Raw genomic sequence first — 23,868 nt, forward strand, 5'->3', positions numbered from 1 at the left:
GGACGAGCCGATATCGGTGCAGACTATGGGTTAGTTACATCTAGATATACCAGTCATTCAATTTTACTGACAATTGCGGTTATTCATCTATTTAATATACATCTTTCTCGTCCTCATAATCAGTATAAAAAATCAATATTTACTGACAGAATATTAGCTTACAGCTTTTGCTTAGGACTAATGACAAATTTAATGTTGGTTCGATCTTATCAAAGTCTAAATATAGTCAAAACCCAGGTCTATCAACCGACTCAGATCGCTCAAACCTGCTTATATTTTATTAATTATTTAGACTTGGAAAAATCACATTTTTTTCAAAATTCCCCCCATCATTGTTTGAGTTCTATCGTACCGACTACAGCCGGATTTTCAGAACAAGTTAAACGTCTGCAAAAAATTAACTTGAGAAACTTTGCTGAAGATATTTCTTTTGTCGAAGAACCCGATCAAATTCATGGTTTTATTAGTTCGCCTTGGACTGTTGAAAAAAGCTTTAGTGTACCTCCAGGTGGAATCGTTAAAGTAGATGGCTGGGCTATTCTTCCCAATCAACCTCAACAACCTCAGCTGGTCTTTTTATCTTTAAACAATCATCAATCTTTTTTTGCGAGTGCTTATATTCATTTACCGAGTCCAGATATCATTGAATTTATGAAGTCTGATGCTTATCAAAATTCTAGATGGGAAATCTCTTTTTATGCTGACAATTTAACATCTGAAGAAAATATAATAAAAGCTTGGATTTATGACCCCAAAGAAAGACAGTTTGTAAAATTATCTGGAGAAATGCAGATTACCGTTCAAGAGAATCAAAATTTTTAAACAATAGATTTTATCTAATATTTTTAACTATTGATCAACTGAGTATTTTGAGATTAATAATGCTCCTGTATCGATCAATTTATGCTAAAATAGAGAGCAATCAACCTTTATGAGTATGAGGATTGCAGCAAAATTATGAAAAATTCAAGATGTAATGTTACATTATAAATAAATTCAGCTCGTCCTACTGTTATTATCTTAGAGCAGTTAAATTTGACTGGATCTACGCTAGTTATCGAGCAATTGAATAAAAATCTCTGAATCGATGATAGATCAATAGATCGCATAGGTCGGATCAGGGTTGATCTAACAAAAGGAGGTTGAGTTCAGCAAATGCTGGACCCAGACAAGCTCAAGGTAATCACCCCTAGCTTGATTCTTCGGTCCCGTACCGTACTCCAATTCAAGCGTGAGTGATTGTACGGTAGCAGTTTGAGGCAAAGGAGAAAAAAATTATGAGTCTGAAAGGATCGCAGCACGAGCAGATCCCCAAGAAAAATCGTCGAACTCCCGGAGATACCAACATCCGTTTTTGGGGGTTTGATATGCACCCTGAAGTTTCTTTGACTTCAGGCAGTTTGATTATTTTATTCATCGCTATGACGTTGATTTTTAATGATCAAACCCAACAAGTTTTTAACACAGTTCAAAGTTTTATTGCCAATACATCTGGCTGGTTTTTGATTTTAGCAACGAATATTTACTTGGGAGTTGTGATTCTTCTCGCCTTCAGTAAATATGGCAAAATTCGCTTAGGAGGGCCGAATGCCAAGCCCGAATTTTCTACTTTTGCTTGGTTTGCAATGCTGATGAGTGCAGGAATGGGAATTGGACTGATGTTTTGGAGTGTGGCTGAACCCGTCTTTCACATGGAAAGTCCCGCTCCGTTCTTTAATAACGTTGATCCTAGTACCCCGACAGCAGCCCGAGATGCAATGTCAATTACCTTTTTTCATTGGGGACTTCATGCTTGGGGAATTTATGCTTTAGTCGGTTTATCTTTGGCATTTTTTGCATTTAACCGAGGACTTCCTCTAACCATTCGTTCTGTTTTTTATCCCATTTTGGGTGAAAGAATTTATGGGTGGCCGGGAAATGCAATTGATATTTTATCGGTATTAGCAACATTATTTGGTCTGGCAACTTCTCTCGGCTTAGGAGCAAGACAAGTCAGCACCGGATTAAACTTTTTGTTTAATTCACCCGATACAGTTTGGTTTCAGGTCGTACTAATTGCTGTTATTACGGGTTTTGCCACGATGTCTGTTGTGGCAGGTTTAGATAATGGTGTACGATTTTTGAGTGAAATCAATATTTACATTGCTGCCGCTTTTATGGGGTTTGTCCTGTTGGTGGGGCCAACATTATTTATCATCGGTTCTTTTGTTGAAAATCTCGGATATTACGTTTCAATTTTACCGAGTCTTAGCTTCTGGACAGAAACTTTTGATGGGACTAAATGGCAGAATTCCTGGACGGTTTTTTACTGGGGATGGTGGATTTCTTGGTCTCCCTTTGTCGGGATGTTTATTGCCCGAGTGTCTAAAGGTCGAACAGTTAAAGAGTTTGTTTTGGGAGTATTATTTATTCCCTCTTTACTGTCTTTTGTTTGGATGTCAGTCTTTGGAGGTTCAGCCTTAAACTTAGTTTTACAGGGAATTGGAAACTTACCCGAAGCTGTCAATGAAAATGTATCAACTGCCCTATTTGTAATGTTAGAACAGTTACCTTTAACTGGAGTAAGTTCTCTCATTGGCGTGATTTTAGTGGTGACTTTCTTTGTCACTTCTTCAGACTCAGGCTCTTTAGTTGTTGATCATTTAGTGTCTGGCGGAAAGTTAGAGTCTCCCGTTACTCAACGGGTATTTTGGGCAGTAACAGAAGGCGTTGTCGCTGCTGTTTTATTACTCGGTGGAGGATTAAAAGCCCTACAAACGGCAGCCATTACCACAGGTTTACCCTTTGCCATTGTATTAATTGTCATGTGCTTTAGCTTACACAGAGGATTATTTGAAGATTGGGTTGAATTAGAATCCAAACAATTGCGTTCTTCTCAAGCTGCAATTAAAACTAAGCCTAAAATATCTTCTCATCCAGAAATTGAACAATCTGCATCTCGTGAATAATCTGGAAATAATCTGGAGTATAACTCGCTAACAAGTAGTGTGGGCAATGCCCACCTACACCATTAATTGATTGAGGAGGAAAAGATTATGTATAGCACAATTTTAGTCCCTTTAGATGGTTCTGAACGTGCTGAAATCATTATTCCCTACGTTAAACAGCTCGCCCAAAAAGAAAATGTTCATGTGGTTTTTACTCAAGTCATTGAACCTAAAGTTCGGAGTGCTATTCTGAATCTAGAAAAAGACCGCAACCTTGCTTATCCTCTCCAAAATATTGATCAAGTTCAGGATTATTTGATGGGATGGAAACATCAATTTCAACAGCAAGGTTTATCGGCTGATATTCTGTTATTGCGAGGGGTTGCAGTTGAGGGAATTTTGCAAGCGGTGGAGTTTACCAATGCAGATTTAGTCGCTATGACTTCTCAGGGAAAAACAGGATTAGCCCGAGCTTTATACGGGACTGTTACTTCTGGGGTACTCAATAAAATTCACTGTCCTTTATTAGTTACTCAATCCCAAAAGTCCGAAAAATTACCTCAAATTAATCAGATTTTAATCCCTTTAGATGGTTCTCAACGGGCTGAAAAAGTGATTGATTATGCTGTAATAATTTCTCAACTTTATCAAGCAAAAATTATTTTGCTTCAGGTTGTCAGAAGGGGATATCAAACAACAACTATCCAAGATTTAGACTCAGAAATTAACGATGAATCTGTCGCCAAAGATATCTTTAAACGCCTGGAACAAAATCAAGAAATTGAACGCATTAAACAAACCAGAGAATATTTACTGGATATTCGTTCTCAACTTCAATCACAAGATTTAACGGTGGATGCACATCTCATGTATGGTAGACCGATTGAGAGTATTATTACCCTCGCGAATGATCTCAATATTGATTTAATTACCATTACAAACCAAGGACGAACAGGTTTATCTAAGGTTTTGTATGGTAGCGTCGCATCGGGAGTTCTTAATGCTAGTAATCGTCCTTTATTAATCGTACCCACCTCACAATAATTATCGACTAAAGTTAATCGAAAAAATCTGATTTTCAATGGTTCCAGCCACAAAAATTGAAGAGATCAAAGAGAGATCAGAACTGTATTGAATATCTGCAACTCCACTTGCATCTGAGATATCCGAATCAATCAGATCAATTTTAATTCCGAACGGATCTCGGCGAGTGACTTGACCTTGAAAATGGACTAATTGTTCATTGCTATTCCGAAAAATCAGTTCGGTTTTTCCATTGTCATCAATGCTGACAGAAACAAAAGTTATCGTTCCTCGAAAGCGATTATTGATAGAATAAGTACCCGTACCCTCCTGAGTTAAGCGAACATCTCCTAAACCTTCAGAATTTTGTACAATAGTCAAATTACTTTGAGTGGAGGGTAAAGACATCGCTAAATTGTTTTCAATTAATGTCCAACTTCCATAGACAATTATCACTAGAGATATTAAACCTTTCATCGAAAAACTCCTTTTATTTGTTTATCTCAAGTCAGAGGGCGAAAAAACTCCCGTTTAGCTAACGGTTTTATTTGCTCAGTTCTATTATCTCTCAAATTGAGAAAAACAGTATCCCCATCCAGATATAACTTAACTCACTCTATTGACTTGTTTTTTCGGTTTAATGACTTCCAAAAAGACGTTTTTTTTAACTCCTCAACGCTTGATTGTATTCCTCCTTTATTTGATACCGATTCTGGTTGTCTGTGGATTAGTTGGTTATTTTGGTGTCAATATTCCCCTCTATGATCAATGGGTGTTACCCTATTGGTTTGAGAAATTTCACGCAGGAACTCTCACGTTAAAAAATCTATTTGCTCAACACAACAGCCACCGCATTTTTTTTCCTAAACTTATTTTTATTGCGTTGTCTTTTACCTCGGGTTGGAATATTTTATGGGAACTTTATTTTAGTATTATTCTAGCCATACTAACCTTTTTAGCATTATATCGTCTCTCTCAAATTACCGCTCAAAATTTAACTCAAACTAGCCTACATCTAGCTAACTTATCAAGTTGTTTTTTGCTGTTCTCTTGGGTTCAACATGAAAACTGGCTGTGGGGATTTCAAATTGCTATTTTTTTGATAAACTTTTGTGTTCTTCTCTCTTGTTTTATTTTATCCACTTCATCCCTCAAGCCTCCAGTTAAACTCACAATTTCCGCTCTTTTATGCAGTATTGCTAGCTTATCTTCCGCCCAGGGATTATTATCTTGGTTAGCGATAATTCCTTCGGTTTTGGCTATCGAAGGAAGTATCAAACACACAAAAAAGCGATTGTTGGTTTGGCTATGTTTGTTCTTGTTTTCAGGTTTTATTTATTCAATTAACTACCGACAAGAGACTGATACTGTTCCTGTTGTTGTATCCGATAATAAAATATTCGCAACGGTTCACTTTTTTTTCAATCTCTTAGCGACACCTTTTTTAAATTCAGCTAATATTAATTGGCTGATTGGATTGATAATTTTTTCAATATTCTTAGGATTAACACTTTTGGCTTTATTCTCTTTAAAATCTGAGCAGTTAATTAGGAACTTATCCCCTTGGGTTTCTATTAGTTTATTTTCTTTACTGTGTAGTGCTTTAATTGCGGTTGGTCGGTCGGGTTTAGGTGCTGACTATGCGATTTTAGCCTCTCGATATACAACTCATGCGATTTTACTACCCATTGCAATTCTTCAACTGAGTCCACGAATTATATTTAATCCTACTCTCAATTTTATCACCATTTCCCGCTCTAATCAATTATTAATTTTTGGATTTTTAACTGGAATATTAGTCAGTTTAAACTTAGTCAGGTCAGCCAATGCAGTCGTTTATGTCAACTCTCGACTTCCCTTAATTCAAAGTGGAAAAACTTGTTTTAATCTGATCAACTATTTAGAACAATCTACTTTTTTCAAGACCTCCCCTCAAAGTTGCTTTAGTTTGATCAATTCAAGCCAGTGGAGAGAATTAATCTGGGATTCGGCGGAAAAACTGAACCGCTTAAACTTGAGAAAATTCGCCCAAAATGTAGCCTTTATCGATACTCCTCAACAAACCTATGGTGAAATCACCTCTCCTCAAACTTTAGATCAAGTCATTAATATTTCAACGACAGAATCAGTTCAACTCAAAGGATGGATTAACCCCACAAAAAATCCTCATCTCGTTCTATTTTCTATCGCAAATCAAACGACTTTTTTTGCTAACGCCTACGCCATCAAATCCACTGAACCGCCCTTAAACCCCAACGAATTATCATCTAAAAATTTGCTCAAATGGGAAGTCGAATTCTCTGCTGATTTTCTCCCCATCGGAACCAGCATAATTCATGCTTGGATTTATAATTCCACCGAGAATCAATTTATTAAACTCAATCATCAAGTCAATCTCCGGGTGTTCAATTCTACTTCTTTGGAAGAATAACCCTCAAAACGATCCCAAAGCAAAGATAAATTTTTATTTAAAAAAACGACTCTTTTTTTTTGTAACCAACTCACGATAAATTTGGTACTATAGTTGAGAGCATAGCCGAACTCTTAATTGCAATGAATGTTTCCAATGACATCATTATTATTGGTGGTGGATTAATGGGGTTGTCCGTAGCAGTCGAACTCAAACTGCGAGGTGCAAATGTCACTATTCTAAGCCGCAATTTCCACGAAGCAGCAGGTCATGTCGCTGCGGGAATGTTAGCGCCGCAAGCCGAATTCATCCCATCCGGGCCAATGTTAGAGTTAGGCTTACGCAGTCGTTCGCTGTATCCCCAGTGGACGCAGAAACTCGAAGACATCACAGGTTTAGATACCAGTTATTGGCCTTGTGGGATTCTCGCGCCTGTTTACGAAATTCCCGACACTACCGAAATTGATCACCCTGTTGATTCTCCCGCGATTTGGCTCGATCAACAAGCCATTCACAAACACCAACCCGGTTTAGGAGTCGATGTGGTTGGGGGTTGGTGGTTTCCCCAAGATGCACAAGTTGATAACCGTCGTCATCTCCTCAAAGCCTTACAAGCTGCTAGCGAAAAGTTGGGCGTTCAAACCGTTGAGGGCGTCGAAGTTCAAGCCATTATCCGCAACTCCAAAGCCGTTGAAGCCGTTGAAACCAATCGGGGTAAAATCACTGGGTCACAGTATATCCTCACCACAGGCGCTTGGACAGGACAACTCCTCCCGCAAGTTCCCGTTTATCCCCGCAAAGGACAAATGTTATCGGTAAAAGTCCCAGAATCCTTTGATTCCCTTCCCTTGAAACAGGTTTTATTTGGTACCGAAATTTACGTTGTTCCCCGTCGAGATGGTTTAATTGTGATTGGTGCCACCCTCGAAGATGTTGGTTTTAACGTTGGTTTAACGCCAGATGGGGTTCAAAGTCTACTCTCACGCGCTATCCGAATTTTCCCACTTTTGCGTGATTTTCCAATTCAAGAATTTTGGTGGGGATTTCGACCCACAACACCCGATTTACTCCCCATTTTAGGAAGCAGTCCCTTTGACAATTTAACTCTCGCTGTGGGTCATTATCGCAACGGAATTTTACTCGCGCCGATTACCGCTAAACTGATTACAGAATGGGTATTAGAGCAGAAATCTGATCCTTTATTAGAATACTTCTGTTGGGAACGATTTTCAACGGCTCAACTTCAATACTAAAACAGGGAACAAAAAGCAGATGGATTGGGGTCTTTTTGTCAGGATTCCCATTAAAAGCAGCAGCATTTTTATTTTCGATGAATTTTGATCTCACGACAAAACAATTAGTGAACCCTCCAATCTATTCCTATGAAATTAAAACAAAATACGGCTTCTGGCTGAAGTGGGTGTTTGTCACCGTTGTTGGTTTTTTTGTGAGTTTACTCTGGATTGAAATTGGCGAAAGGCCAGATATGGGACTGTTAGCCGGAGTAGTGGGTGGAACAGCAATTGGGTTTGCTCAATGGTTTGTTCTCAAACAGTATATCTATCAACCTTGGCAATGGATTTTTGCCAGCATCATCGGTTGGACGGTATTAGGATACTCCCATCTTGGGGCGATTGCTTGGGTTGCGCCTCGAACGTTAGATGTCTTTGATCGCATATTATATGGCGTCATAGACGGTAGCCAGGTGGGAATCTGGATTGGTTTTTTGCAGTGGCTAGCCCTCAGAATTCAAGTTCCTCGCGCTTGGAAATGGTTGTGGGTGAGTCCTCTCTGTTGGTCTGTGGGATTATCTATCGGTTGGGCGTTTGGGGGGGTTATGCGTCAATCCACTCAGCTTTTTTTAGGAGATGTCTTTGGTTTGACTATCACTTGGACAATTGTTGCTGGAATGACGGGAATTGCGTTGGTGGGGTTATTTTGGATTGACGATTGGTAATCAAAAATGCTCTCAACTCCGGTTAATTGTACGGTAAACGCCCAATTAAAGGGGTTTGTTCCCCACTGTTTTTAAAGCCAAATTGAGTTAAGATCAAATAAACACAGTTCAATCTTTAGGTTCAGTTCTAGAAAATGTGATCAATGATCCGGATCTGGTTGGAACTTCCCCCGTAAAGAGATGAAGTAAAACTTCCTGATTATTCACAAACCATTCTCAATTTTCAGCATTTCCCTAAGTTTTGTGCCATTTTCAACACGCTTTTGAGAGTAGATGAGATTAGATAAAATTGTTCTCTCTCTGTCTTGATACCCTCGTCAAAAATTGCCTTTAGGTTTTCATCCCAACGGATGATTTTTTTTCCCTCTAAAAAAGAATGATGTCCACTAATCAGTCGTTTTCCGGTGCGCCACCTGAAACCATTCAGTTTCTCACCGTTTGACAAGTTTAAGAGAATTCTTAATAATAGTCAGCAGAAACTTACAAATTCAGCACAATTCTATCCGTTAACCGCGAAAACACACGAAAATAACGAATAAAGGGCGATTATATCCCTAAAATTCCGGCTGAAGTTGTGAGATTGAGAATAATAAAATAAGGAAGAAATGAAAACAATCAATCCCAAATCAACCCTGAACTGAAATAATAGATGAGGTTAAAAAAAAGATGAAAATGACACCCGGACAGTTACGTTTAATGATAGCACTTCCGATGCTACTGATGCTCGGTGGGACTTCGAGTTTGGCCAGTAGTCTGGAAGTTCAACCCTCGACTCCCCAATTCAAACCCTTCTCTGACTTAGAGACTCAAGACTCTACTCTGATTCTTCCTGAGAAGCCCTTCTCACCCGAGGTTTTTTATGATCGTACACCTTGTAAGCTTTACGGGAAATGCTAGACAGTCCATCAACTCCGCTGTGTGAGGAGTGAACGATAATATTGATCAATTTAGTATGGGGTAGACTTTCCGAGTTCTGTACAACGGAAAACAGCTTTTCCCCCCATTTAAAATGAAACGCAGAGTGCTATGATTATTTAAACTGACAACCCTGAGTCTTTGAGCGTTTAACAGAGAAAGCCTGACTATTCGACGAGTAGATAATGCGATCAATGGAGATCGTTCCATCACCTAAAGGTGAAAATATTGAACTGATTCTCCAAGTTTATTGAAAGCAATGCTATCGTGATCTATATTTTTAGTCTTTATTGATCTTAAATTAAGTTAATCTAGGTGTATATTCCCAGAAATTGACCAGCCCAATGAATGTATATCCCCAAGACGATACAGTAACTCAGAATCAAAGCCAGATTGATACTCTTTCTCGGACTCTAAAACTATCTGAGGGAGAATTTTCATTACTGTTACTTCGCTGTAACTATACAACTCTGCGGGAAAAAGTGGTTAAACAACTCCAGCAAAAATCCTCTTTACCCATTCGAGAAGTTTATGTCAATGCTTCTATTGATAACCTTTATCGAACCCTAGAAACTGAACTCTCAGAAGAACAACCTGCGGTGGTGATGGTGTTTGGTTTAGAACAGGTAAAAGCCATCAATGAAGTTCTCGCAGCAACGAATTTAGCCCGAGAAGCCTTTTTAAATTTTCCCTTTCCCTTATTGTTGTGGATTAATGATCAACTGTGGAAGAAGTTAAACCGACGATCGCCGGATTTTACCGGGTACGCAACGACCTATGTTTTCTCACAAAGTTCTGCGGATTTAATCCAGTTTATTCATCAAAAATCTCAGCAACTTTTTAACACCGTTTTAGAAATTGGTGGATGTTCGTTTGTTTCTAATAGTAAGATTTTAGGTGAATATTGTGCTTCAGAACTTCAACTTGCTTATCAAGATTTACAAAGTCGCAACGTCACCTTAAAGCCCGCTTTGACGGCGAGTTTAAGATTTGTTCTAGCTCGACATTATTATGCTGATCAACAGATTTCAGAAGCCTTAGAACAGTATCACTTGAGTTTGAAGTTTTGGCAACAGGAATCCGGTCAAAATTTATCTCGAACCACAAGTTTTGATATTGAATATCCCCTGATTAATTCTTCCCCCTTAAAGACTTCGTTGATTTGGGAAGGTATTATTTTACATCATTTAGGACTCTGTGTAGCGTATCAAGCCGAACAACATATCCGACACACCAGCCACGAAGAATGGCAACAAGCAAGACTCTATTTTGAGCAATCTCTAGAGAGTTTTGAACGCGCCCAGCGTCAGGATTTAGTTGCAAAATTCATTAATCAACTGGGTGAGATTCTGAGTAAACTCGAAGACTGGGATGCGTTATTTAAACTGGCTTTGAAGTCTCGAAAAATGCATCAAAATGAAAATTCCAAGCCATTACAACTGGCTCAAGATTACGGTTTTTTGGCTGAATATTATCTTCATAAAAGAGACTGGCAAAATACCAAAGAATTTGCGACAGTCGCCTTAGAAATTCTCAAGCAAAACCCCGATCATACTTGTGATGATCCCGTCAAAAATCAAAATCAAGGTTTATATTATTGGTTACTCGCTCAAGCTTTTGAACAGTTAAGTCTACCTTGGGATGCTATAGAAAAGTTAGAAATTGCCTATAAAGAAACTGCACCTAAATACAATCCTAGATTTTATTTACAAATTTTAGGAATGTTGCACCGACTCTATTTTAAACTCGGTGAATATCGAGAAGCGTTTGATACAAAAAAAGAATATCGTACCAAATCAAGTGCTTTTGGTTATACTGCTTTTATTGGTGCCGGACGACTGCAACCGCGAGAACAAGCCGTCGATCCGATGTTAGGAACAGTCTCGACAGAAGCAACTGTTACCGATGAAATCAAAGCCTCGGGTCGTGAAGAAGCAATTAATCGTTTACTCCAACGAGTCGGAAGCACTCAGCATAAATTAACAGTCATTTATGGTCAGTCTGGCGTGGGTAAAAGTTCAATTATGCGAGCGGGTTTAGTTCCGGCTTTACAAGATTTTAGCATTGAAGCCCGTCAAGTTGTCCCCATTTTACTGAGAACCTATAATTCCTTTGCTAAAGAACTCGAAAAAAGGCTATCTAATTATCCATTAACAGAGTTTTCAGAAGTCGAAAAAACGCCGATCCAAAACGGAGAATCCCAAAATTCAAATCGCACGAACCAGCGCAGCAATCAAGAAGCAATTGAAAATATTTTACTCCAATTAAAAGCCAATGCTAACCACAACAAAATCACTATTTTAATCTTTGATCAATTTGAAGAATTTTTCTTTACTTATACCCGACCTAAAGCCCGTTTGCTTTTCTTTGAAGCCTTAAGAGACTGTCTCAATTTGCCCTATGTTAAAGTAATCATTTCAGTTCGAGATGACTACTTACATCATCTACTAGAAGGGGTGCGGCTAATAGATTTTGAAATTATTAATAATGATATATTAAATAAAGATATTTTATTTTATCTCGGAAACTTCACCCGTAAAGAAGCTTATAATGTCATCAAAAGTTTGACAGATCGTTCTCATTTCTTTCTCGAAGATGCACTAATTAAAGCTTTAGTCAACGATCTCTCGAGTGAACTTGGAGAAGTTCGTCCGATTGAATTGCAAGTCGTCGGCGCCCAACTTCAAGCCGAAGATATTACCACCTTAGCTGAATATGAAAACAAAGGCCCTAAACAAAAATTAGTTGAACGCTTTCTCGAAGAAGTGATTCAAGATTGCGGATTAGAACATCAACAAGCCGCCAATTTAATTCTCTATTTACTCACAGATGAAAACAACACTCGTCCTCTCAAAACACGTTCAGAACTCGCAGAAGAATTAAAAGAAGCACTCGGAAAAACAGGCGTTGAATATCAACTCGACTTAATTTTATATATTCTTTCTCAGTCTGGCTTGGTGTCCCGAGAAATTGTAGACGGAACCGAATTTTATCAACTGGTTCACGATTATCTCGCAGATTTTATCCGACAAAAACATCGCTCAGACAGAGAATTTGCCTTTGAACAACTCCAACAAAAAAATAAAGAACTTGAAGAAGATGTCGATATCTATTCTCGCCTCGCCAAAGAAACCGAACGTCGCCGCAAAGCCGAAACCCGCAGTCGCCAACTTGAACGAATTATGGCGGCTTTAGCTGGAGTATTATTCGCAGGTTTTACACTATTTGCTATGGGGCAGAAAAGACAAGAAGCCCAAGCGAGAATTGAAGCTATTGAGGCAGCAAAAGACTCTTTAATTGTTGCCGATCAAAACGATCAAATTGGAATTTTACGGGCAAGTCTAATTATTGGGGAAAATATTCAACAAACTCAAGCTTCAAAAGACCTCGAAAATGAGATTGCTAAAGGACTACGGAAATTATCTGATAATAGCCTCCATGAACGAAATCGACTCAAACAAAATGATAGTGTTTTAGCAGCCAGTTACAGCCCCGATGGAGAACAGATAGCAACTGGTGGAAACGAAAAAGTGATCAAACTCTGGAATCGAAATGGAAAATTTATTACTAACTTTATCGATCCAGCCCTCAGTTCACAATCTCTCTCCCATGAAGATGGCATCTTAGGCATTAGCTTTAGTCCCGATGGCCAAATGATGGCTTCGGCGAGTCGTGATACAACCGTCAAACTCTGGAGTCGAGAGGGTCAATGGTTAAAAACACTCAGGGGACATCAGGCTGTTGTCACCAGTGTTCGCTTCAGTCCCGATGGTCAAATAATAGCTTCGGCGAGTGCAGATGGTACGGTTAAACTTTGGAATATTAACAGCGACACCCCCATAAAAACCATTAACGCCCATAAAGGGGGAGTGCTAGATGTGAAGTTTAGCCCCGACGGAGAAATGATCGCTTCGTCCGGGAGTTTTGATCCCACCGTTAAACTGTGGAAAATAGACGGCACCCGACTGAAAACCCTCAGAGGACATTGTGAGTCTTTTAAACAAACCGAAGACTGTATCGGGGTTTATGAGGTGAGTTTTAGTCCCGATGGGGCAATTTTGGCTTCTGCGAGTGGCGATCGCACGGTGAAACTCTGGAATGTACAAACCGGAAAAGAGATCGAAACTCTAAAAGGGCATAATAACGATGTTTTGAGTGTCAGTTTCAGCCCCGACGGTCAGACCATTGCCAGTGGTAGCCGGGATCGGACGGTGAAGCTGTGGAACAAAGACGGCGTGATTTTACAAACCTTCACTGGACATAAAAATGATGTCTGGACGGTGAGTTTTAGTCCCGATAGTGAGATGATCGCTTCAGCCAGTGGCGATCACACCGTGAAACTCTGGGATCGCAATAGCAATCCTCTCGATCATATTCTCCAAGGACATCCGTTAGCCGTTAATGACGTTGATTTTAGTCCCAACGGCGAAATTATTGCGACAGCCAGTGACGATCAAACCGTTCGACTCTGGAAGACTGACACGGTTCAATTGTTGAAAAATTCAGATGATCAACCGTTATTATTGCAACATCAAAACAAAGTGCGTTGGGTGAGTCTGAGTCCTGACGGACAAACCCTAGCAACGGTTGGCACCTCAGAACCGACGATTCAATTCTGGACTATCCAAAACGTAGAGACGGGGTATACCGCATCCGTCAAGACTTTGAACGGACATGACTCGGTGGTGAATACGGTTGAGTTTAGTCCCAATGGAATGATGGCTTCAGGAGGTGAAGACGGCAGAGTGAAGCTTTGGCAAAAGGACGGGACTTTAATAGAGACTTTCACCCTTGATGCTCCGGTTGTTAGTATTGAGTTTGATCAAACCGGAGATTTAATGGCGATCGCTACTTCTGATCCGCAAACCCAATCCCAACTTCAATTGTGGAGTCAAGACAAAACGGGTTGGAGATCCCGCACGATTCGATCTTATCGGCAACAAATTATTAATGAAATTAGTTACGTCTCAAAAGCCGGACTTTTAGCGATCGCAGTTGAAGATCAAGTGGAACTCTGGAGTCCGAGTCAGGGTACTTCTTGTCCTCTAAAACATCAAGCCACAGTTCGCGGTGTCGATGTTCATCCGAATGGGACGATTCTGGCAACGGCAAGTGATGATAAAAAGGTTCGACTTTGGCAGCTTGATCGCCAACAGCTTTGGCCGACGGATGGCAACTGTCAGACTCAAGAGATTGAACCGTTTTACACCATTGATCAAGATGTTTTTCTCAATCAGGTTCATTTCAATCCAGATGGCACAATTTTAGCGATCGCCAAAGAGGATGGAACAACTATTCTTTGGAATATGAAAGGCTTTCAGTTAGATTATCAAATCACCCAAGGGTGTTTGTGGCTTCAGGACTATCTCTCCAATCTTCCCGATCAAGAACGTGGTTCTCTGTGTCAGAACTCACAATAGAGGGAGGTTGGGAGATGGGAAGGACGGTCGGTTGGGAGGTTGGGAGGTTGGGAAGTGGGGAGGTTGGGAGGTTGGGAAGTGGGGAGGTTGGGAAGTGGGGAGGTTGGGAGGTTGGGAGGTTGGGAAGTGGGGAGGTTGGGAAGTGGGGAGGTTGGGAGGATTTTTATTAATAAAAAGTTATTTTTCATCTTCAAAAAGACCTCTCCCCACCACCCCCGTCACCCTATCACCCCATCAACCTCGGCAATTTTTAACTCGGGAAGCGAGTCATCCGCGAGCAATGTTACGCTTAGACTGTACAGTGTGGTACTGTTGGGAGCGAGTTAGAAGCATAATATACAGAAAAAAATAGGAGAATCGAAGCGATGCGTAAAATCACAAACTTTGAATATTCACGTCCTGGATATGCTGAGAAAGCCGACCAAATTCTCCGAGGTGCCATGCCCGAATTTTTAGCCCATGGCTACGCTTGCACCAGTATGGATAAAATTGCCAAATCTGCTGGAGTATCCAAACAAACCCTGTACAGTCACTTTTGCGATAAAGACGGCCTATTTACCGCCCTTGTCAAACGCATCGCCTCCGAGAAATTTCGCCTCGTTTGGTCACAACCCCTCAAAGGTCAACCGGACTTAGTGTTGCGAGATCTTGCCCACAGAATCATTGAAAATGCCTCAGAGGATGAATATCTCTGTTTTGCCCGTTTAATTATCGGTGAGTCTAGCAAACGACCGGATTTAGCTGAAATCTTTGTGCAGGAACTGATTCAACCCGCCACAGTCACGTTAACCGAATATCTCCAAGATTGTCCACACTTAGAAATCAACGACCCAGAAGCCATCGCCCGCATCTTTGTCGGAGGGTTAATCCATTTTATTATGGTGCAGAACGTCCTCCAGGGAGACAAACTCATGCCCATGGACTCCGAACGGTTGATCGATAGCCTCGTTGATACTATCGTTAAATCTGGACAACAAACCCGCAGTCAAAAAAACAAGCCTGTGAACTCTATCCATTAAGCTGATAAGTCTGCCATCATTAACCTATGAAAATATAACTTATCCCTTCTGCTTTCGGTAATGGATCAACTCTCCTACACTCCCCCCTTTTTGCTAAAAAATGGCTTGACGATGACTGTTTATGCGGCATTGAGAGCCAAGAAAACCTGGGAAAAAACCACCCCTCATCGAGAACCCCCCTATCAAGAACAAATCTTTCTTGGTGCGGGAAAAGTTCCGATTTTTGGTCAATATGCCATTGCTGAACAGTCACACGGTACAATCATCGGTACTTATGGAATTACCGGAGATTTAGACAATCAATGGTTTCTGCGGCTGTTGGGGCGCAAAGCCTACGCGAAGGGCTACAGCGTTGTTTTGTTTGACTGGCGGGCGCATGGTAAAACGGCAGAACTCTCCCCTACACTCACCTCAGATGGAATCTTTGAGGGAGAAGACTTTGTTCGCATCGCTGCTAAAGCGAAAGCCTTGGGATGTCCGCCTCCGTTTTGGTTTACAGGATATTCTTTGGGTGGACAGTTAGCGCTTTGGGGCGTGAAAGCCGCACAAACTGTTTCCAGTTGGGGAAGTAACCTCGAATTTAGTGAGTCTGACTTTGCTGGAGGAGCGGTGATTTGTCCAAGTTTGGATTCTAATCGTTCTCTGTCTTATTTGGTTAAAGATCCTTTCGGAAAATATCTCGAAAAAGCGATCGCCAAAGAATTAAAAAGACTGGCTAGACGTATTCACAAAGCCCATCCCCAAGATATTGATCCAGAAGCGATCAAGCGAGCTAATAGTATTTGGGGATTTGATCAAGAATTGGTGATCGAACGATTAGGATTTTCATCAGTCGAAGACTACTATAATGCCAGTAGCGCCTTACCATTATTAACTCAATTTCAGAAACCCACATTGATTCTTTATGCAATCGATGATCCTTTATTTGATCCCACGATTATTCCCGATTTACAAGCCGCCGCTCGCCAAAATTCTAAAATAGACTTGATGTTAACTCAATACGGGGGTCATGTCGGCTATATCAGTCGTAAATCTTGTCAACGTCAATCCCAAGATCCTGATCGTTGGTGGGCTTGGAATCGGGTGTTGCAGTGGTGCGATCGCTTTGGTTATTCTAATCATTGACTAAAATCCGAGACGGAGTAAAACTCTTTTTTGCAGCCCTTAAAAATGATTTGAATTTCTAGACTGAAATTGATCAATACAAGGGCTGATCATTTATAATGATTGAGGGAAATAATCATCGGTTTAGTTGACGTTTCTCCCAAAGGCGATAAAATATTTCAGTAGAGTTAGGATACCTGGAAAATTAATTCTTTAATTTGCCTAAAAATGCGATATGAACAGGAAAATAGGGGATGATAAATTTACATTAGGAGGAGTCGTTGCCATCATATTCCTCTGTCAAGGTGAGGTGAGTCTGGCGACACCAAATCCTCCACCCCACGAACAAGCTCAATGGTCAACGGTTAACTCTTTTTCAGATATTCAAGGACATTGGGCGGAAAGATGTATTCAAACCTTGGCGCAACGAGAAGTTGTGGGAGGAAATCGCGAAGATGATCGCTTTCGCCCCGATGAACCGATGAAAAGAGTAGAATTAGCGATTATTTTAAGTCAGGCTTTTTCTAATGTTGAGACGGTTCGTGAACCGACAAACTTTGCAGATATTCCGACGAATTATTGGGCTTATGATGCTATTCGAGAAGCGGATCGTAAAGGCTTTTTATCGGGGTATATTGCCGGGGCGTTTAATCCCATGGTAACAGTCTCAAGGGCGCAGGTTTTAACGGCTTTAACACAAGGTTTAGACTATGAACCCCAGTTGTTATCTACACAGCAATTAGATCAGATTTTTACCGATGCCGATCAAATTCCAGAAACGGCAATGACGGCAATTACGGCGGCGACTGAAAACGGTTTAGTGGTGAATTATCCCGATGTTAAACGTTTAAACCCGAATCAACCTGCAACTCGCGCTGAAGTAGCGACTTTTATCTGTCAAGCGATCGCAGATTCTCGTCAAACTCCTTTTATTCCGACTCAATATATCGCCCGAGTTTCAGCCGATGAGTTATCAAATCCAACTCCTCAACCTATTGTTTTAAACGCTAAACAAGGTGAAGAAAAACCGGAAATTGTAACTTCAGCCACAGCAAAACCAGAAGAAATAATCCCCCCGGAATCCTCCTCAGAAATCGCGGCTTCTGAACCTTCTCCCAATTCCTCCCCAGAACCCTCTGAATCTTTACCCCTAATTCCCGAAATTCCCGAGACATTAGAAGCAACTGCTCGGGCTGAAGATGTGGAAGCATTACTCTTTTATCAACCGGAAGAACAGACTTCAAATAACCGCAAATTACGCTTACAAATTGTGCGCCGAGGTGTATTAAAATTTAGTGAAGCGATTTTATTGATGGCGGGGAGAAATAATCAACCCACTGATCAATTTTTGGGTGTAGAAATTGAAGATATTGATCAAGACAAAGAACCCGAAATTATTCTAGACTTCAAAATCAATAGCTCTAATTCTCCGGTTTATTATTCTTTGATTTATCGTTATAATCCCATTCGAGGTGAATATGTTCCCCTGCGTCAAGATTGGGGAACAACCCCTCCAGAACGATTACAACAGCAGGAAAATAGGGAGACTTAAGTTAGCCCGAAATTTGCTGAACACAATATTGAACTCCGGTGTCAAAAATGCGAGTTCCGCCCCCTTCTGCAACCGTTTGACGCAACGCCTGGGGGTTAGTAATCCGAACTCCGGCTAAATAATTAACCCCCATTTCGGCTAATTCTTCTAACCAAGGTAAAGTCGGCCCCATTAATACTAATGTCGCATTTTTTGATAATTCAGCCAAGCGAGGAAAGGTTTTATTGGCGATAGAAGTTGAGGTTAAAAACACCCATTCAGACTCTGGTAAAATATATTCACAAGCGGGGTCGGGTAAATCTCCCCCAGCAGGTTGTCTTTCAATAACAACCAAATTCATTTCTTTTTCATAGCGAGAAAGTTCGGGATAGCGTCCAATAATTGACACCCGTTTTCCACGAATTTGAGGCAGAAAATGTTCAAAGACTGATAAATTTGCCGGGCCAGTGGGAGAGAGAGGTTTAGCCGTTTTTAGTAAGGGAGAATCTGAGTTTATTATAGCATTAATCACTGCCATTCCTACTGTTGCTTGATAACTATCCCACGATCGCACCCAAGAGGTCAACTCCGAGGCGGGTTTATTGACTAAAGTTCCTGACCAGGGTAAAGTACGAGTGGGAATTCCAGGACTCATACACAAGCCCATTCCTTCGGCTTTACACAGCGTCCAGGTTAAACCAATAATCACTTCTTGAATGGGAGTATTACTAGCACTTTTATCGAGGAGTAGGTCATAAATTTCACGGGGATTAATCATCGAAATTTGGGGTTAACTTATTTTGTTATTATTAACCGATTTCTGCTCAACTTCCCTTCACTTAATAAGTTCTTTGGGTTTGTAGGAAAATACTAGATTGACTTTCTACCTTTTTACCCGACGATCAGTTTCTCGGAAATCTCACCAAAAATAATCATTAAAATTGGGCGCAAACCTTACGCCCCGATAAGAGGTTTAGGGATTAAAATCCTTGTTGTGAAACCAAATCCATACAAAGCTGATTGACAATAGATTCATCGACAGATTTGGGCAGAGTAGAAACGGTTTCGGCTTCATCGAGTTGTTGATAGAGTTGTTTTGCTATTTGCATCACTTCATCGTAGGAATGTTGACCTTTTTTGATAGCTAATAATTCTTCAGCATCTCCGGCTTCTCGACGATCAACAATTAAAGTTTGAGTCTTTAAAACCTCTATTCCCGTTTTTAATAATCGAATCGCTTGCATGGCAAATTTACAGTCATAGCCAACTTTTGCTTCCATTTTTGCTCGTTCAGGATTGCGATTTTTTTTCCAACTTTGATAGTTTTTGTATTCTCGAATAGCCCGTTGATACTGTTGGCTTTTCTGTAACCGTTGAATAAATTCATCTGAACAATTGGCTAACTTTTGAGTAGTTTCTAATGCTTCGTCAGGAAGGGAATGTTGTTTTAAAATTCCTTTGTAGTCAATTTCTGCGGTTAACAGATTATACAACGCTTTGGCGGGTTCTAAATATTCAATGCGATCCCGTACCAATAAATACAAATATTCTAAAAAACTATTAATCTGGCTAACATTTAAAGGCGGCTTTTCTACAAATCCAAATTCAGCCGCAGTGGGTTGATGTTGGGGAGGATTGAGTAACCAACGACGATGAGATTCTAACTTTTTTATTTGGGCATAACCATACCCTGAATAGGTTTGTTTGATGCGTTTAGAAAGAAACAATTGTCGATGTTGCTGCAATATATGTCCAACTTCTGTCAAGTGAACATAGTCTTTAAACCAGAATAATTCTAAAATATTGGGATTATTATCAATAGCTAATTTTAAGAACTTTCTGAGTTCATAAATACAGGTATCTTTGGCTAAATACGGAAAATTTTTAGAGGGGGTTGTATCCCAGCCTTTATCCTGTTGTTCGATGTGACTTAATCCCAAATAATAGGGCTTTGTCGCAATAAAAATTCCGCGATAGTCATAGTCTGAGGTTGCAGTTGATAACCCATAACCTCGTGAACCTGTTAAGGCAATTAAAATCGTTCTATTTTCAATTTCTTCACGATTCATTAATTAGTTAAACGAACAACTTCTGCTGATCGTTCCTCACTTGTCTAAAGCTGTAATATATTTGTAGTATAGCAGATTGATCATTAACCTGCAACCCTGAACACTGGACAGGTTAAATTATCCAAGGCACAACAACAAATTTACCCTGGCTTTCTCCCTAGATTGTCGCAAATTAATGATTGTTTGAATGTTTAGAAATATAAGTGATTAAAAACTCCTTCATCTCTGGAAATTTATTACAATCAAAGCCCATTTCTTTACCTTGTTCTAGGATAATATCTGCCGATATTTTTTCTTTGATCGCAATATACATTAACGCCATTGCACCCGAACGCAATCCACTTTTACAATGCAGTAAGATAGGTTTCGGAAGTTGATCAATTTGTTCTATAATTTTCTCTGCAAGTTCATCTGTAATCCCATTGGCTTTGACAGGAATATTAACATATTCTAATCCGGCTGCTTCTGCCTGTTTCTCCTCATCACTAAGGAAACCTTCTTCTTGAGGAGATCGAAAATTTAGCACAGATTTAAACCCCGCTTGTGCTGCTTCTTGTAACTGAGTAGGTGTAACTTGATTTGTCGCAATTGAGAGTTGCCCATTAATAGTCTTGAGATTTTCCATAACTGCACTGATCCTTTGTGACTTAATCCCCCAAATATAATACTCCCCCGGAGTTAACCCGAGGGAATCTTCTTTCTACCTTTCAATATATCGAGTGTTCAAAGTTAAAGTTTGTGCTAGTTCTTTTAGTTAGAAGACTCGGAACCCCGTAGACGTTCTAACTCTAGTCGCAAAGCGGCAATTTGAGCAGTGAGTTCCTGAAGTTCCTCAGCAGAGTTGGGTTCAGAAACCGAGACTGGGGTTGTAGTCATAGACGATGAAGACGTTGAAGTTGTCGTCTCAGTAGCACCAGAATTACTTTGTTGCTCTAAGATTGTATCAACAAACTTGCGAGCTTCTTCCTCGGTTTGTTCTCCTTTTTCAGCCCACTCCTCAGCAAGCTGACTCCATTGAGACTGAAGTTTTTCTAGATTCTCATTTCGCTTTTGCGAATCTTGCAGCATTTCAATCATAGAGGAGGTTGCGCCGAGAGTGACGCGGAACCCTTGGTGTAAAATTTGAGTTAAGTTATCGGCATTCATGAGAATCAGAACATGAGTGGATAAAAAACTGACCGTCTCGTTAGAAATCAGTCAAGTTGGGTGAACATCTTAACACTAGGTCGCTCATTTGAGCTATAAACTCATTATCTTTTTAGCAGACCTGCTCGATATACTGATTGACATCTTCAATAATCCGAGTCAATTCAGCTTCACTGTTCACCTTAATACGGTCATCTCGGACTGTAATCAGTAACTTTGCAGCAAACGGACTCGGCCAAATATTGGGATTACAAAATACTTCTAAAAATACATCTCCCGTATGTTGATATTCCATTGATTTTTGCGGGATGGGTTTACCCGTTGTACCGGAAGTAGACTTCATCGCAACCGCTTTGAGTTGCTGCATCAATTCATCAAGGGCTGCTTTTAAACCCAGAGCCGCTTCTGGAGTAAAACGAACGGAAACTGAGCCTTGAATTAAATTTAACGTCAGGGGAGCAGTGGGCATAAACACAGAATCGAACACTTTTCACAGCCCTCTGATTTTACCTGTCCGGCTCCACCTAAAATTTTAACCTCTGGGTTCTCTAGTCTACCTCAACCCTGACTGTCAGGGAATTATCAGCCTCAACGGGGGATACAAAACTTAACGTCTAATAGCGAATTTGCAAAGTAACGGAGGCTTGCACTTGCTGTTCTCCGCCAATTACAGGCGTGTCTGCTTGTTCGGCGACCATATTCGCCTGACGCATCATCAGCGGGCGAGGCGGAGGCGCGCTGGCATTATTAACTTGAATACCGACAATTTCCCGCTTGGTTAAATTCAGTGTATCGAGAACCGCATCGGCTTGACGTTGGGCTTCTTGAGTCGCCTGTTTCAATGCTTGTTGTTGAGCCACTTCTATGGCATTATCAGCAGCAACAAAGCTAATCCCATCAATCCGAGTTGCTCCCGCTTTCACCGCATCATCCATCAAACTTCCGACTTTTTCGGTGGGCATACGAAAACTAACAGTATTAGTCGCGGAGTATCCAGTTAACTCTTGTTGGTTGTTGTTATAGCTATAGTTGGGGTTGAGACGAATTCCCGTGGTTTCCAGTTTCTCAACATTACGCGATCGCAATAATTCTACCACGGCTGAGGTGCGTTTGGCAGCCTCTTGTTGAACTTCATCGGCTGTTTTTCCCTGTACTTCTACACCCAGTTGAACTTGAGTTAGAGAGGTGGGAATATTAACAATACCTTGACCACTAACGGTTAATGTTCTCATTTGTTGTTCTTGGGCAATAACGGGCGGGGTTTGGGAAAAATTGACTAAACCAACCAGGCCTATACCCAGTGATAAAGCGGTAAATAAACCCCAGGAAGAAGAAGATAAACGAGCAACGGACATAGTAGGTTTTCTCTCAATCAAATTATCAAGTGAGGTGAGTGGCAAATCTCAGTCTCTGCATCACTCATCTGTTTCAGTTTGCCCCCATTCAGTTCAGGATCTTTCATCAATTCAATCCGGTTTAAAGTTTGGGCAATTCCTAAATAAATAGACGGAAAAGGAACCCAAAAAGATTCCGAATTGTGACAGTTTTTACAGTGACCCGTATAGGGAAAAGTTATGAATTGTTCGTACCACTGACCTTACCCAAAGTTAAATGTGGCAATCACCTCTTGGTCTTCCATATACCATTGCCTTTCGTGAACGTATTTAGCACAATTAATATTGAGTTCACCATAGTCTTCTTTTTCAGCGGTTTGAATAAACGATTTTAGTTCCTGAAAACACACTTCACCAACGGGATCAAGAATTCGTCCGAGGGAGATATGTCCGAGATTAGATTGTTGGGGTGAAGCCCAAGGAATTTGTTGAGATAATTGTTCCCGCAGTTGATCAAACTCTCCATCTCCTTTGACAATTAGGGTGCCATCGGGTGTAATTAAAAATCCTCGATAAGACATTTTAAAGGGTTGATAATTATTCAAGACTTCTTGTAGAACCTTTGTCGTTTTCATCAGTAACTTTTCCTCGACTTCTTCCTGGGGTCGTTTGATGATAAACATTTCCCAGTGATAGTTTTGTGGCTGAACTTGATAAAATCGAGTAGAATTAGGAAGGAATTGAATAATTTGATCAAACAGGGATTGAAATCTTGTTGTTAGTGACTGAGGAAGGGGAAGACCGACTAAGGTTGTCCAAACTTCAAACCGCTTAGGAACAATTCTTCGGTCATTAAAGTCAAAGAGATTTCGAGACGTTCCTAAAAACTCTAAGGGAAAATCATCAAGGTCTAGAAATCGTTGTTTAAGTGTTTGATAACGTTGATTTAGTTTCATTGTTTAATGTGGTTTTTAAATGATTTGCATCTACTGATTCAATTTTCCCAGTATTGT

Annotated in this window: 18 protein-coding genes and 1 pseudogene; 11 read left to right on the top strand and 8 right to left on the bottom strand. The window is 40.4% G+C overall.

Features of this window, described 5'->3' with window-relative positions:
- The 3 genes and pseudogenes from L8106_RS33100 to L8106_RS18010 all read left to right on the top strand — a co-directional run.
- A pseudogene (locus L8106_RS33100) lies at nt 1-822 on the top strand (hypothetical protein); the annotation flags it as partial.
- 455 nt (nt 823-1,277) lie between these two features.
- Nucleotides 1,278-2,948: a BCCT family transporter gene (locus tag L8106_RS18005; RefSeq protein ID WP_009785826.1), complete on the top strand. Its 1,671-nt coding sequence runs from the start codon at nt 1,278-1,280 to the stop codon at nt 2,946-2,948.
- An 87-nt stretch (nt 2,949-3,035) separates the two neighbouring features.
- The gene (locus tag L8106_RS18010) at nt 3,036-3,971 is read left to right on the top strand and encodes a universal stress protein (protein ID WP_009785827.1); all 936 of its coding nucleotides are present in this window, start codon (nt 3,036-3,038) and stop codon (nt 3,969-3,971) included.
- Here L8106_RS18010 and L8106_RS18015 read toward each other — a convergent pair whose 3' ends face one another.
- Entirely contained in the window at nt 3,972-4,427 is a 456-nt protein-coding gene (locus L8106_RS18015; RefSeq protein WP_009785828.1) for a hypothetical protein, read from the bottom strand. It lies immediately after the preceding gene.
- A gap of 163 nt (nt 4,428-4,590) precedes the next feature.
- On the opposite strand from L8106_RS18015, the gene L8106_RS18020 reads away from it, so the two are divergent.
- The 8 genes from L8106_RS18020 (at nt 4,591) to L8106_RS18060 (ending at nt 18,327) form a co-directional block, all read left to right on the top strand.
- A complete protein-coding gene (locus L8106_RS18020) occupies nt 4,591-6,381 on the top strand; it encodes a hypothetical protein (RefSeq protein ID WP_009785829.1) in 1,791 nt (596 codons plus the stop codon).
- Nucleotides 6,382-6,503: 122 nt separating this feature from the next.
- Entirely contained in the window at nt 6,504-7,613 is a 1,110-nt protein-coding gene (gene thiO / locus L8106_RS18025) for a glycine oxidase ThiO (RefSeq protein WP_009785830.1), read from the top strand.
- A 107-nt stretch (nt 7,614-7,720) separates the two neighbouring features.
- Nucleotides 7,721-8,317: a hypothetical protein gene (locus L8106_RS18030; protein WP_071941415.1), complete on the top strand. Its 597-nt coding sequence runs from the start codon at nt 7,721-7,723 to the stop codon at nt 8,315-8,317.
- Between the two features lie 666 nt (nt 8,318-8,983).
- Complete coding sequence (locus tag L8106_RS18035) at nt 8,984-9,214, top strand: hypothetical protein (RefSeq protein ID WP_009785832.1); 231 nt, start codon at nt 8,984-8,986, stop codon at nt 9,212-9,214.
- Between the two features lie 362 nt (nt 9,215-9,576).
- Nucleotides 9,577-14,652 (top strand): AAA family ATPase, encoded by a 5,076-nt coding sequence (locus L8106_RS18040; protein WP_009785833.1) that lies wholly within the window; start codon nt 9,577-9,579, stop codon nt 14,650-14,652.
- A gap of 365 nt (nt 14,653-15,017) precedes the next feature.
- Nucleotides 15,018-15,671, top strand: a complete 654-nt coding sequence (locus tag L8106_RS18050; protein ID WP_009785835.1) for a TetR/AcrR family transcriptional regulator — start codon at nt 15,018-15,020, stop codon at nt 15,669-15,671.
- A gap of 60 nt (nt 15,672-15,731) precedes the next feature.
- Complete coding sequence (locus L8106_RS18055) at nt 15,732-16,796, top strand: YheT family hydrolase (protein ID WP_009785836.1); 1,065 nt, start codon at nt 15,732-15,734, stop codon at nt 16,794-16,796.
- 214 nt (nt 16,797-17,010) lie between these two features.
- On the top strand, nt 17,011-18,327 hold the full coding sequence (locus tag L8106_RS18060; RefSeq protein WP_009785837.1) for an S-layer homology domain-containing protein: 1,317 nt from the start codon (nt 17,011-17,013) through the stop codon (nt 18,325-18,327).
- 1 nt (nt 18,328) lies between these two features.
- On the opposite strand, the gene L8106_RS18065 is transcribed toward L8106_RS18060, so the two are convergent.
- From L8106_RS18065 to L8106_RS18095, 7 genes are all read right to left on the bottom strand, one after another.
- Nucleotides 18,329-19,084, bottom strand: a complete 756-nt coding sequence (locus tag L8106_RS18065) for a DUF364 domain-containing protein (protein WP_009785838.1) — start codon at nt 19,082-19,084, stop codon at nt 18,329-18,331.
- A 202-nt stretch (nt 19,085-19,286) separates the two neighbouring features.
- Entirely contained in the window at nt 19,287-20,375 is a 1,089-nt protein-coding gene (locus L8106_RS18070) for a DNA polymerase beta superfamily protein (protein ID WP_009785839.1), read from the bottom strand.
- A gap of 172 nt (nt 20,376-20,547) precedes the next feature.
- Complete coding sequence (locus L8106_RS18075) at nt 20,548-21,000, bottom strand: beta-lactamase hydrolase domain-containing protein (RefSeq protein WP_009785840.1); 453 nt, start codon at nt 20,998-21,000, stop codon at nt 20,548-20,550.
- A 125-nt stretch (nt 21,001-21,125) separates the two neighbouring features.
- Nucleotides 21,126-21,521, bottom strand: coding sequence for a hypothetical protein (locus tag L8106_RS18080; protein ID WP_009785841.1), 396 nt, complete (start codon nt 21,519-21,521; stop codon nt 21,126-21,128).
- A 112-nt stretch (nt 21,522-21,633) separates the two neighbouring features.
- Nucleotides 21,634-21,990 (bottom strand): hypothetical protein, encoded by a 357-nt coding sequence (locus tag L8106_RS18085; protein WP_009785842.1) that lies wholly within the window; start codon nt 21,988-21,990, stop codon nt 21,634-21,636.
- Nucleotides 21,991-22,135: 145 nt separating this feature from the next.
- Complete coding sequence (locus L8106_RS18090; RefSeq protein ID WP_009785843.1) at nt 22,136-22,876, bottom strand: SIMPL domain-containing protein; 741 nt, start codon at nt 22,874-22,876, stop codon at nt 22,136-22,138.
- A 242-nt stretch (nt 22,877-23,118) separates the two neighbouring features.
- Nucleotides 23,119-23,811, bottom strand: a complete 693-nt coding sequence (locus L8106_RS18095; protein WP_009785844.1) for a hypothetical protein — start codon at nt 23,809-23,811, stop codon at nt 23,119-23,121.
- Between the last annotated feature and the right edge of the window lie 57 nt (nt 23,812-23,868).

The organism is Lyngbya sp. PCC 8106, from assembly GCF_000169095.1.
Taxonomy (GTDB): domain Bacteria; phylum Cyanobacteriota; class Cyanobacteriia; order Cyanobacteriales; family Microcoleaceae; genus Capilliphycus.

Excerpts from the sequence above, each read along its gene's own strand:
- L8106_RS18040 (WP_009785833.1), top strand. The coding sequence starts at position 9,577 with ATGAATGTATATCCCCAAGACGATACAGTAACTCAGAATCAAAGCCAG.
- L8106_RS18015 (WP_009785828.1), bottom strand. The coding sequence starts at position 4,427 with ATGAAAGGTTTAATATCTCTAGTGATAATTGTCTATGGAAGTTGGACA.
- L8106_RS18035 (WP_009785832.1), top strand. The coding sequence starts at position 8,984 with ATGAAAATGACACCCGGACAGTTACGTTTAATGATAGCACTTCCGATG.
- L8106_RS18070 (WP_009785839.1), bottom strand. The coding sequence starts at position 20,375 with ATGAATCGTGAAGAAATTGAAAATAGAACGATTTTAATTGCCTTAACA.
- L8106_RS18005 (WP_009785826.1), top strand. The coding sequence starts at position 1,278 with ATGAGTCTGAAAGGATCGCAGCACGAGCAGATCCCCAAGAAAAATCGT.
- L8106_RS18090 (WP_009785843.1), bottom strand. The coding sequence starts at position 22,876 with ATGTCCGTTGCTCGTTTATCTTCTTCTTCCTGGGGTTTATTTACCGCT.
- L8106_RS18095 (WP_009785844.1), bottom strand. The coding sequence starts at position 23,811 with ATGAAACTAAATCAACGTTATCAAACACTTAAACAACGATTTCTAGAC.
- L8106_RS18080 (WP_009785841.1), bottom strand. The coding sequence starts at position 21,521 with ATGAATGCCGATAACTTAACTCAAATTTTACACCAAGGGTTCCGCGTC.
- L8106_RS18055 (WP_009785836.1), top strand. The coding sequence starts at position 15,732 with ATGGATCAACTCTCCTACACTCCCCCCTTTTTGCTAAAAAATGGCTTG.
- L8106_RS18065 (WP_009785838.1), bottom strand. The coding sequence starts at position 19,084 with ATGATTAATCCCCGTGAAATTTATGACCTACTCCTCGATAAAAGTGCT.
- thiO (WP_009785830.1), top strand. The coding sequence starts at position 6,504 with ATGAATGTTTCCAATGACATCATTATTATTGGTGGTGGATTAATGGGG.
- L8106_RS18085 (WP_009785842.1), bottom strand. The coding sequence starts at position 21,990 with ATGCCCACTGCTCCCCTGACGTTAAATTTAATTCAAGGCTCAGTTTCC.
- L8106_RS18020 (WP_009785829.1), top strand. The coding sequence starts at position 4,591 with ATGACTTCCAAAAAGACGTTTTTTTTAACTCCTCAACGCTTGATTGTA.
- L8106_RS18010 (WP_009785827.1), top strand. The coding sequence starts at position 3,036 with ATGTATAGCACAATTTTAGTCCCTTTAGATGGTTCTGAACGTGCTGAA.
- L8106_RS18075 (WP_009785840.1), bottom strand. The coding sequence starts at position 21,000 with ATGGAAAATCTCAAGACTATTAATGGGCAACTCTCAATTGCGACAAAT.
- L8106_RS18050 (WP_009785835.1), top strand. The coding sequence starts at position 15,018 with ATGCGTAAAATCACAAACTTTGAATATTCACGTCCTGGATATGCTGAG.
- L8106_RS18060 (WP_009785837.1), top strand. The coding sequence starts at position 17,011 with ATGAACAGGAAAATAGGGGATGATAAATTTACATTAGGAGGAGTCGTT.